Origin of the sequence: Jatrophihabitans sp., from assembly GCF_036389215.1 — a bacterium.
In the GTDB taxonomy this organism is placed as follows: domain Bacteria; phylum Actinomycetota; class Actinomycetes; order Mycobacteriales; family Jatrophihabitantaceae; genus Jatrophihabitans_A.
The window spans coordinates 1-11,181 of sequence record NZ_DASVQG010000115.1 but is presented as its reverse complement, the minus strand read 5'-3'; the positions used below and the strand labels follow the sequence as shown (position 1 = coordinate 11,181).

Here is an 11,181-nt window from a genome sequence, read left to right as displayed (position 1 = left end):
CCTGCTGCCGCTCCGGCGTGCTCTCCGCCCGGAGCAGCGTGGCGATGTCCTCGGCCCAGGAGAAGGTGTTCGAGCCCAACCGGCGGACCCGGATGTTCTTCATCGCCTGCACCAGGATCTCGCGCTCCTTGCGACGCAGTTCGGCGTAGTCGTCGTTCCCGATCACGATCGAGGGCGCCATCTGCCTGAACGGCGGGAACCCGTAGGCGTCATCGGTGTTCTCGACCAGGGTTTGGATGGCCTCGTCGAACGGAATGTCCTCCAGCACCGGGTCGGTGCGCTCGATCACGAACAGGTTCTCGATCTGGGTGTTGCGGATGACGCTGCACTCCACCAGACGGTCGACGTTGTACTTCGGCGGCGGCACGATGCGCTGGGTCAAGGAGTTGATGCCCATGATCGGGATGTTCAGCCCTGCCAGCACCAGGCCGAAGTTCCGGCCCTCCTTGGAGTGCAACCTGCTCTGCAGCTTCAGCCGCCGCCACTCGGCCGCCGTCAGGTCACCGGCCTGCACGGCGCGCAGGGTGTGGTGGCTGATGGTCAACGGCTTCGGGAAGCAGGTGGCGTGACCGTCCGGGTGCAGGATCGTCATGTCATCGGACAGGAACCGGGCGCCGTGCTCGCGCAGCAGCTTCAGCACACTGCCGGTCTTGCCGGTGTCGGTGCGGGCTGACAACAACAGGCCTTGGCCATCCAGCTCCAAGCAGGCCGAGTGCAGCAGGATCACGCCGCGGGACACCGCGATGAACCGCAGCAGGGCCTCGATGACGTTGGTGTAGAGCACGTGCGGCGAGCGCGCCAGCGTGGGCGAGCAGGTGACCTCGATCTTGTTCCCGATCTCGACCCGGAAGTTCGCGCCGAGCCGGCCGAAGTGCTCGGAGTAGCTGACACCGGCAGGGGCGACGTGTTGGGTCATCAGCGCACGGGTGCGCGGGCCGCGGCCCACCTCGCCGACCCGGATGCTCAGATCCACGTCGTTGCCCAGCCACTGGGCACGGAAGTACTCCAGCTCCTTCAGCGGCACCTGGGAGCCGACGCTCAGCACGCCGTCGATGGAGTAGCGGTAGGGCAGGTACCGGCTGGTCGCGCTGACCGGGCGGGCGTCGGCCTGGTGCCGCGGCTGGACGTCCGCGGCGCGGGACTCGATCGGCCGCTGGACACCGGTGAGGTCGACGGTGATGCGCATCGGCTGCTTGTCCACAACCTGCTCGTCGGGCTTGGCGTAGATCGCCGAGTCAGCGACGACGAACCGGACCAGGAACAGCAGTGCCAGGGTCAGGATGTTGGCCACCAGCAGGTTCGCCGAGAACACCCCCACCAGCAGTGCCAGCAGCGGGAGCCGGGGAAGCAGCGCGAGGTGATTGAGCAGGAAGAACCGGACACCACGTCCCAGCCGGGTACCGGGCTTGTCCCCGCGAAAGACGAACTTCTCGGTGAGCAGGAAGTTCCAGCTGGTGGACACCTCGGTTGCCAGCACCGCGGCGATCAGATAGTGCGGGTGCACCACATGCTCGGAGAACAGCCAGAGCGCGGCGGTATTGACGCCGATGCCGGTCGCGCCGACCGCGCCGAAGGCCAACAGCCGGGCGAACCGGCCGCCGCCGTCGGCGGTCGAGGACCGCCGCACCTGGTTGCGCAACACCAGCAGCCGCAGCCGCAGCAGGTGCCGCACGAAGCGCAGACCCTCACGCACCGACGCCTTGCTCTCCCCGGCGACCCGGGTGCCGAACACGAACGGAACCTCGGCCACCTGCAGCCGCGGCTGGCGGATCATCAGCTCGAGCAGGATCTTGAAGCCGATCGGGTCCAGCCGGTCCAGGTCCAGCGCTGCCAGCCGGACCGCGAAGAAGCCCGACATCGGGTCCGACAGCCTGGACAGCCGCCGGGGGAACACCGCCTTGGTCAACCGGGTGGCCAGGCCCGATACCGCGCGCCGGTATCCGCCAGCCAACCCGTCGGAAGCGCCAGAACCGGTGTAGCGGGTGCCGGCGACCAGATCCAGGTGCCGCGACTGCCCGATCTGCACGAGCCGACCCGCCAGCTCCGGCGGGTGCTGCATGTCCCCGTCCATGACCACGGCCCAGGTTCCCCGAGCGTGCTTGAGACCGGCCACCACGGCGCCGCCGAGCCCGCCGTGCCGGTTACCGGCCGGCCGGTGCAACAGCCGCACCGCCAGCCCGCACTCGCGAGCCGCGTGCCGGATCATCTCGGGTGTGCCGTCGCCGCTGTCGTCGACGAACAGCACTTCGGCCGGAATGCCGTCGAGGCTCTCCGCCAGCGACGTCAGCAGCGGGTGGATCGAGCCTTCCTCGTTCCGGGTCGGCACGATGATCGTGAACCACGCTGCCGCATCAGGCGGCAGAACAGTCAGGTCTTGCGGCTCCAACGCCGATCCGACCTGAAGATCCGGCCCGTCCTGAGTTGTCTCCGGACGTGCAGCATCAACAATTCTGGTCAAGAGAAGCCCCCCGCTTCGAATACTCCCAACGGCGCACGCTGCCTGTGCCGGCCCGTCGACAAGTCTTACTACTCCGAGACACGCGCTCAGGAGAGTGAACAGAAGTTAAACCCCGTTCAGCTGTTCGCGCAACTCGGTACAACAGTACTTTTATCTTTAGCACAAAAAGGATGTGCAGCGTGAGTGCGGTGTTTTATGCACGGCCTGCTGCGTTCTAGAAAGCCTAGACAACTATGGATGGAACACTCGATCCGGCCGGTCTCGGAGTATGGAATTCATCTCCTCCCGGGGTGGACGGCCTTCCTTATCGAACATCCGGCAAAACACGCAGTCGTTAATCACCGAAGACGTTCCGGTAACGGTTAGTACACAATGCCTCACACAACACTTCCGACAAGAACAGACGACGAATCTCCGGCGCACCGGCACCCTGACAACCGAGGCCACTCGGGCTGAAGGTGCGCGACGTGCATCAATGCCGCCTCGGCCGCCGGCTCGCGTTCACCAGCCAGGCGCCGACGATCAAGAGTAATGCACCAACACCGACTGGTAGAACCGTCGGCCCACCGGTGCTGGCCAACGAGCCCCCCGAAGGTGACTGCTGGACCTGGCCGACCGGGAAGAAGCTCTGCGTCGCGGTGGAACGACTGGTGCTCTCGGGCAGTACTGATTGACTCGTCGTGCTCGGTGCCGCCGAGGTGGAGGCCGACACGGTCGAGGTCTGTGCGGTCGACGTCGCCGCGGTCGAGCTGGGCACGGTCGAGCTGGGCACGGTCGAACTGGAAGCCGGCGAACTGGAAGCAGGTGAACTGGATGCCGGCGAGCTCGGCGTCGAGGAAGTGCACGTCGTCGTCGGGAAGAACTGCCCGCGGGTCTGGCCGGAGGCGTGCGCATCGACCTGGACGAAGCACTTGCCGTCAGCCGATTCCAGCAGCGGCACCGTGACTCCGTCACCGTGGCTCGGGCCGATGCTCAGATCGGCGTTCCACTGATGGACCGGGTCCGAACCCGCCTGCGGAGCCATCAGCAGGTTCTGGTGGATGTGCAGCAGGGCCGGCCGCGCGGATGGGCAGCTGTGCGCGTTGTGAGTGAACGCAATCGTCACCATGCCGCCGCTGACAGTCATGCGGCCCAAGGTGATCCGCACCTGATCGGGACACGCCGTCGCCGCCGGGTTGCTGGTGGCACTGTCGGTGCTCGCCTTGCTACTGCTGGTCGGGGTGCCGGCTGATCGGCTCGCGGTCGCGGTTGCCGTGCTGCCGTCCGATGACCCGTTGGAGCCGGCTGCCGACGGTGCGGCACCGGCCTGCCGGGTACCGGCCGCCAGCAGGAACGCCGCAGCCAGAATTGCGCCTGATCGATGCACCACAGGCGAACGAACCAGCTTCGAGGTCGTCATCATGAATCTCCTGGTATTGGCCGATACGGTCGATGTTCTACCGGAGGCAGCCTTCTACCCATCGTCGACCCCCGGGACTCGGCATGCATAGCCGCAATCCAGTAAGCCAGTGGCTACCGTGCGTATCTGCCGGTGGTCGCTGAGCCGACGGTGGCTCGCGCCAATATGGGTACCGCCGGTGCGGCTGCTCGCTGCCGGCGTATCTGCCAGGCTGAGTGTATGCACTTGTCCGTACTCGCTGCCACCTCCGACCAACTGGCGGCCACAGCCGCCCGGAGCCAGAAGGTCGCAATACTGGCGAACCTGTTGCGGACCTGCTCCGGGGCCGAAGCGGCCATCGTGGTGTCCTGGCTCTCCGGAGAGCTGACCCAGGGACAGATCGGTGTGGGCTGGGCAGCGCTGCGCGCGCCCGCGCCACCCGCGGCTCAACCGAGCCTGGACGTGGCCACCGTCGAGGCCGCCCTGACCGAGATCGGCGCCTGCGCCGGCAGCGGCTCCCAGGGCCGGCGCCGGGAGTTGCTGCACGCGCTGTTCGCCGCTGCCACCGAACGCGAACAGCACTTCCTGACCCGGTTGCTGACCGGAGACCTGCGTCAGGGCGCGCTGGCCGGCGTGATGACCGACGCGCTGGCTCGCGCAGCCGACCTGCCGCTGGCCCAGGTGCGGCGAGCGGCGATGCTGAGCGCCAGCCTGCCGGCGGTGGCGGCTTCGGCGCTCGGCGGGACCAGCGATGCCCTCGCGGGCTTCGGCTTGCGAGTAGGCCATCCGGTGAGCCCCATGCTGGCCCAGACCGCCTCCAGCACCGGCGACGCGCTGAGCCGGCTCGGCGGGACAGCGGCCTTGGAATGGAAGCTGGACGGGATCCGGGTACAGATCCACCGCGCCGGCGACGAGGTCCGGGTCTTCACCCGGGGGATGGAGGACGTGACCGGGCGGCTCCCCGAGGTGGTGGACGTGGTTCGCGGCATGACTGCCAGGCGCTTGGTCGCCGACGGTGAGGTGCTGGCGCTGCGCGAGGACGGCCGGCCACGGCCCTTCCAGGTGACCGCGGCACGGCTGGGCACCAGGGCGGCGCCCGCCAGCCCCTCGCAGACCCCGCTGACGGCCTTCCTCTTCGACGTGCTGCACGTCGAGGGCACCGATCTGCTGGACGAGCCGGCCGCGCGCCGAGCCGAGGTCCTCGCCGAGGTGGTGCCGGCGGCCGGCCGGGTGCCACGCCTGGTCACCTCCGACCCCGCCGAGGCGCAGGCGTTCCTGGACGACGCGCTCGCGCACGGCCACGAGGGCGTGGTCGCCAAGTCGCTCACCGCGCCGTACGAGGCCGGCCGTCGCGGGGCCGGCTGGTTGAAGGTCAAACCGGTACACACCCTGGACCTCGTGGTGCTGGCCGTGGAATGGGGCTCAGGCCGGCGCCGGGGCAGCCTGTCCAACATCCACCTCGGTGCCCGGGATGACCGGAGCGGGGGTTTCGTCATGCTCGGCAAGACCTTCAAGGGGATGACCGACGCCATGCTGGACTGGCAGACCCGCCGCTTCACCGAGCTGGCCGACGGCCCGACCGACGGATACGTCGTGCGGGTGCGCCCGGAGCAGGTGGTGGAGATCGCGTTCGACGGCGTGCAGCGCTCCTCCCGGTATCCAGGCGGAGTGGCGCTGCGCTTCGCCCGGGTGCTGCGCTACCGGCAGGACAAGACGGCCGCCGAGGCGGACACCCTCGACACGGTCCGGGCCTTCGCCGGCGCGGCCGGCGCGCAGGCCGCGGGAGGCCGCGACGAGTGACTGCTGCCAGGGCAGCTGGGCACGAATTGACCGTGGGTCGCACTCCCGCTGGGCGGCCAGGGCTATTACCGTTACTCACCGTGATGGCGGAAACCGCGGCGGGTGTGCACCCGCGACCACAGCTGACCCGTGACCGCTGGTTCGATCTGTCCGGAGAGTGGCAGTTCAGCTATGACGACGGCGACGTCGGGCTGGACCGGTGCTGGTACCTCCGCTGGGATGAGTCCAGCGGCGTGTCCGAGCGGACCATCAAGGTGCCGTTTCCGCCCGAGTCGAGCGCGAGCGGGATCGGAGACACCGGCTTTCACCGGGTGCTGTGGTACCGGCGCACCTTCACCGCGCCGCAGGAATCGAACGAGCGGCTGCTGCTGCACTTCGGCGCGGTGGACTACTCCGCCCACGTCTGGGTGAACGGCCAGCTGGTCGCGCAGCACAGTGGCGGGCACACGCCGTTCAGTGCCGACATCACCGACGCCCTCCGCGATTCGGGCGAGCAGGTGGTGGTGGTCCGCGCGGTGGACGACCCGCGCGACCTGGAGCAGCCGCGCGGCAAGCAGGACTGGCAGGAGACTCCGCACGCCATCTGGTACGAGCGGACCAGTGGCATCTGGAAGTTGGTATGGCTGGAGCCCGTGCCGGCCACCCGGATCGAGCACCTGCGTTGGACCCCTGACGTCGAGAACGCCGTGCTGCGGTTGGACATCCGGCTGAACCGGGTGTCCCAGTACCCGCTGCGGCTCCGGCTGCTGCTGACCCACGACGGTGAGACGCTGGCCGACAGTTCGGTGTCGGTGGTCCGTGGCCGCGCCTCGATCGCGGTGCGGCTGCAGCAGACCGACATGACCCTGGAACGGCACCGGATGCTGTGGTCGCCGGAAACCCCCAACCTGTTCCAGGCCGAGATCAGGCTGTTCGATGCCGCCGACGAGACCGGCACGGTGGACCTGATCTCCAGCTATGCCGCCCTGCGCAGCATCGCGGCCTCGGACAACCGGATCCTGCTCAACGGACGGCCCTACTTCCTGCGGCTGGTCCTCGACCAGTGCTACTGGACCGAGTCGCATCTGGCGGTTCCGGACCCGGACGCCGCCCGCCGCGAGGTGGAACTGGTGCGCGACCTGGGGTTCAACGGGGTCCGGCTGCACCAGAAGGTGGCTGACCCCAGCTTCCTCTACTGGTGCGACCGGCTGGGCCTGCTGGTCTGGGCAGAGATGCCCGCGGCGTATGAGTTCACCACCACTTCGGTGGAACGGATCACCCAGGAATGGATGGAGATCCAGCGGCGCGACTACAGCCATCCGTGCATCATCGCCTGGGTGCCGATCAACGAGAGCTGGGGAGTTCCGAACGTGGCCAGCTCGGCGCCGCAGCGCAGCTTCGTCACCGCCCTCTACCACCTGACCAAGGCCCTGGACCCGACCCGCCTGGTGGTGGGTAACGACGGCTGGGAGCAGGTCGTCAGCGACGTCATCACGGTGCACGACTACACCGGGCGCGCCGAGTTGCTGCGCAAGCGTTACGGCAGCGCGGCGGGCCTCACCGACACCCTGAACGGCATGCAGCCGGGATCTCACGCGGTGCTGCTGCCCGGCATGAACAGCGAAGGCTACCCGGTGATGATCACCGAGTTCGGCGGGATCTCCTACGACGCCGACGAGGGCCCGTCCTGGCACGGGTACGCGGTGGCGCGGAGTCCGGAGCAGTTGCTCGACCGCTACCGCGCCCTGGTCAACGCGCTGCTCGACGCACCGGCGCTCAGCGGGTTCTGCTACACCCAGTTCACCGACACCCTGCAGGAGAAGAACGGGCTGGTGACTGCTGACCGCAAACCGAAGGCGGACCTGGCAGCGCTGCGCGCGATCACCCGGCGCACCTCCGCGGCGGTTCCCGCCGACGAGGTCGGTTCGTTCGAGTTCGGCGACTACCCGCCGACGGTGATGGACACCGAGATCAGCTAGCCCGGCCCGTCCCCGAGCCTGAGCACCGCTACCCGGCCGCCAGCAGCGGCAGGTCGGTGTCCGGGTCCCACCGCAGCGGCACCACGGCGAACTGGCGCGACGCCGCCGGCGCGCCGCGGAAGTGGTAGCACAGAAACGGCTGGCCGTCGCTGGTGATCACGCTGCAGTGGCCGGGGCCGAACAGGCCGGCCGCGGGCTCGGGTCCGAGCAGGCTGGCCTCCGGCGACGGGCTGAGATCCACCCACTTCCCGTCCGGGTCCTGGGCTGTCACGCCGATGCCGTAGAAGTCGGCGAAGTTGCCGCCGCTGTAGAGCACCACCTCGCGGCCGTGCGGTGCCGTGATCGCGGCGGGACCCTCGATCGTGGACCAGCGGACCGTCTCTGACCGGTCCCACCGCACCCCGGGGATGTCCTTCCACGGCATCGACCGGTGGGCGTCGTAGAGCTGCCAGTCCGCCTGGGGCCGGGCGATCACCGACGGCTCGGACTCCAGGCGCCGCAGGTCGGAACTGATCCTGGCCCGCACGATCCCGGTGCCGTACGGCTCGTCGGTGACGAAGTCGACCGCGAAATAGAGCCAGTCGGTGCCGTCGGAGGAGCGGTGGACGTCCGGATCGATTGCGAAGTCCAGGTCAGGCGTCAGCACCTCGCCGGAGTCGGCGAACGGTCCGGCCGGCGAGGTGCTGTCCGCCCGCCGGAGCCGGTGCTCCTGGTGCCCTTCGACCTCGCCCGCTCCCTTGGCACGGGAGTAGAGCATCACCCATGGTCGCTGCAGCTCCGGCACGTACCGGACGCAGGGAGCCCAGCACCACCGCTCCACCCCGATACCGGGGTAGCTGTCACCCACCCGCTGCCAACCGGCCGGGTCCAGCAGGCTGTTGGACCCGTACACCGGGAAGCCCGGCCCCGAGACGTAGACGTAGAACCGGAAGGGGTGGTGCCCGCGCTGGTCGGCCGGCACCTCGACCAGGAACGGGTCGCCCTGGTCGACGTCCGGCTCCGGGACCAGGGCCACGCCCAGGGCTGCCATCGATGTCACGAGCTGCTCCGATCAGAGATACGCCACCGGTCGCCGTCAGGGCCCCTGGCGATCGTAGCGAGGCAGCCGCTGCCCGACGCGCCGCTCGCTAGCTTCCGGACGACGCCAGACGCCCGGCCAGCTCGTTGTCCACCAGCGTGAAGGCCGAGGCTATCGCCATGTGCATGTCGAGGTACTTGTAGGTGCCCAGCCGGCCACCGAAGTAGACATCCGGTTCCGCCGCGGCGCGGTCGCGGTAGCGGGCCAGCAGCGCCCGGTCCCGTTCGGTGTTCACCGGGTAGTACGGCTCGTCGGCACGTCCTGCCTGCCGTGAGTACTCGCGGACGATGACGGTGCGGTCCTGCGGGTAGTGCGTCCGCTCCGGATGGAAGTGGCGGAACTCGTGGATCCGGGTCCACGGCACGTCCGAGTCGGCATAGTTCATCACCGGGGTGCCCTGGTAGTCCCCGACGTCGAGCACCTCCTGCTCGAAGTCCAGCGTCCGCCAGCCCAACTCGCCTTCGGCGTAGTCGAAGTATCGGTCGAGCGGGCCGGTGTAGACGACCGGGGTGCCAGCCGGAATGTCGGAGCGGATGTCGAAGAAGTCGGTGCTCAGCCGAACGGTGATGTTGCGGTGGTCGGCCATCCGCTCCAGCCACGCGGTGTAGCCGTCGCTCGGCAGGCCTTCGTAGGTGTCGTTGAAGTAGCGGTTGTCGAAGGTGTAGCGCACCGGCAACCGGCTGATCACGTCAGCGGGCAGCTCGCGCGGATCGGTTTGCCATTGTTTCTCGGTGTAACCGCGCACGAATGCCTCGTACAGCGGCCGCCCGATCGAGGCGATGGCCTTGCGTTCCAGGTTGTCCGGGACCTCGTCGGTGACCTCTGCCGCCTGCTGGCGGACCAGTTCCCTTGCTTCAGACGGGCTGTAGTGCGCGCCGAAGTACTCGCAGATGGTCGCCAGGTTGATCGGCATCGGGTACACCCGGCTCTTGCTCACGGTGAACACCCGGTGCTGATAGCCGGTGAAGGTGGTGAAGCGGTTGACGTAGTTCCACACCCGCTCGTTCGAGGTGTGGAACAGGTGCGCTCCGTACCGGTGGACTTCGATGCCGGTGGTCGGCTCGATCTCGGAATAGGCGTTGCCACCGAGATGATCGCGAATCTCCAGCACCAGCACGCGCTTGCCGTGCTCCTGGGCGATCCGCTCGGCCACCGTCAGTCCGAAGAAACCTGAGCCCACCACGATGAGGTCGGCGGCACGCAGCTCCCCAGCCGTCACGGCCGCGGTCACGGGTTCAGCTCCCGCGCGGTCTGGCACGGTGCGGGCACCCTGCAGGTCGGGCACTGGCCGTCGCCGTCACCCTGAACCGGATGTATCCGCAGCGCGTTGAAGATCCTGCTCAACAGGGGTGCCCGCAGGAATGGTGTCGCGGAGGAGACCGCTGCCTCGGCGAGGACCGGAACCCCTGAACCGGTAAGCCGGAGGGCCCCCAGCGCGGCGTCCTGCAAGCCATGACCGGCTGCGGCGACCCCCCGCCGGTGGGCGCTCTCCAGCTCGTGGGTGAGGGGCGTCGGTGACGCGGTCACGCCGACACCTCCTGCTCGACCTGGCGGTACTCCGGCACCGCGGCCTGCTTGTCGAGCAGCTGGCTCATCGAGGCCGCGATGTAGTCCCATTCCTGGCGGGCCTGAATCGGTTTCGCCTTACGATCGCGGTCGGAAAGCTCGTGGGTGAGGACCTCCCGGCACGCGGCCGCGAACTCGGTACCGTCATCGGCGAGGTGAACCACGTCGGCGTAGTCGCTCACCACATCAGGCACCCGGGTGGATACCACCGGCAGTCCGGCTGCCAGGTATTCCAGCGTCTTGGTAGGGCTGATCGCGCGGGTGGCCTCGTTGAGCGCGAAGGGCATCAGGGCCACATCGAGATCGGCCATCACCTGCGGCAACTGGTGGTAGGGCACCATGCCGACATACTCGATGTTGCTTGCCCGGGGCAGGTCTGACTCCTCGATCTTCGCGACCGGCCCGACCATCCGCACCGTCCAGTCGGGCAGCGCCGCGGCCAGCTTCTCGATGAGGTCGAGGTCCACCCGCTCGTCGATCACGCCGACATAACCGGCGACCCGTCGGCTGTGCGGGCGGCGCAGCTCTCGCGAAGCCGCGTAGTGCTCCTGCTCGACACCGCTGGGAAAGAGGTACACGGCGCGCCGGCGCTGGCTGAGGGTCGAGCGGTGCAGCGACCGGCCGCCGGTGAAGACCACATCCGCCGCGGCCAGTAGTTCCCGCTGGCGCGCCAGCAAGCCCTGCGGTGCCTTGAGGAAGGAGGACAGGTCATCCATCACGTCATAGATCAGCCGGCCGGCTCCCAAGCACTTGGCAATGTCATAGGCCATCGGGGTGTACAGCCAGAGATCGGGCGACCGGCGGCCCCGGGCGTCGAAGAACTCGGCGAGCAGCGCGCCGTACGCCGCCGCTCGCGGGTCGGCGAAGCGCAGCTCCTCCTCCTCCTCCTCGAAGTCCTCCCCCGGAACGACCAGCCAGACCCGGGTGATCTCACCGTCCCGCT

Annotated in this window: 8 protein-coding genes; 3 read left to right on the top strand and 5 right to left on the bottom strand. The window is 68.5% G+C overall.

Annotated elements, in window-relative coordinates:
* On the bottom strand, positions 1-2,326 hold a 2,326-nt coding region (locus tag VF542_RS05335), incomplete at its 3' end, for a glycosyltransferase (RefSeq protein WP_408650668.1).
* 812 nt (positions 2,327-3,138) lie between these two features.
* Here VF542_RS05335 and VF542_RS05330 point away from each other — a divergent pair.
* The 3 genes from VF542_RS05330 to VF542_RS05320 all read left to right on the top strand — a co-directional run bounded on the left by VF542_RS05330 (position 3,139) and on the right by VF542_RS05320 (position 7,594).
* Positions 3,139-3,450, top strand: a complete 312-nt coding sequence (locus tag VF542_RS05330) for a hypothetical protein (protein WP_408650667.1) — start codon at positions 3,139-3,141, stop codon at positions 3,448-3,450.
* A gap of 626 nt (positions 3,451-4,076) precedes the next feature.
* A complete protein-coding gene (locus VF542_RS05325; RefSeq protein WP_408650666.1) occupies positions 4,077-5,636 on the top strand; it encodes an ATP-dependent DNA ligase in 1,560 nt (519 codons plus the stop codon).
* 83 nt (positions 5,637-5,719) lie between these two features.
* Entirely contained in the window at positions 5,720-7,594 is a 1,875-nt protein-coding gene (locus VF542_RS05320) for a glycoside hydrolase family 2 protein (protein WP_408650670.1), read from the top strand.
* Positions 7,595-7,622: 28 nt separating this feature from the next.
* On the opposite strand, the gene VF542_RS05315 is transcribed toward VF542_RS05320, so the two are convergent.
* The 4 genes from VF542_RS05315 to VF542_RS05300 form a co-directional block, all read right to left on the bottom strand.
* Positions 7,623-8,624 (bottom strand): family 43 glycosylhydrolase, encoded by a 1,002-nt coding sequence (locus VF542_RS05315; protein ID WP_408650669.1) that lies wholly within the window; start codon positions 8,622-8,624, stop codon positions 7,623-7,625.
* Between the two features lie 97 nt (positions 8,625-8,721).
* On the bottom strand, positions 8,722-9,903 hold the full coding sequence (gene glf, locus VF542_RS05310) for a UDP-galactopyranose mutase (protein ID WP_408650665.1): 1,182 nt from the start codon (positions 9,901-9,903) through the stop codon (positions 8,722-8,724).
* Positions 9,900-10,199, bottom strand: coding sequence for a hypothetical protein (locus tag VF542_RS05305; RefSeq protein ID WP_408650664.1), 300 nt, complete (start codon positions 10,197-10,199; stop codon positions 9,900-9,902). The genes glf and VF542_RS05305 overlap by 4 nt, the downstream gene beginning before the upstream one ends.
* A partial coding sequence (locus VF542_RS05300) for a glycosyltransferase (protein ID WP_408650663.1) occupies positions 10,196-11,181 on the bottom strand: 986 nt, incomplete at its 5' end. The genes VF542_RS05300 and VF542_RS05305, both read right to left, overlap by 4 nt.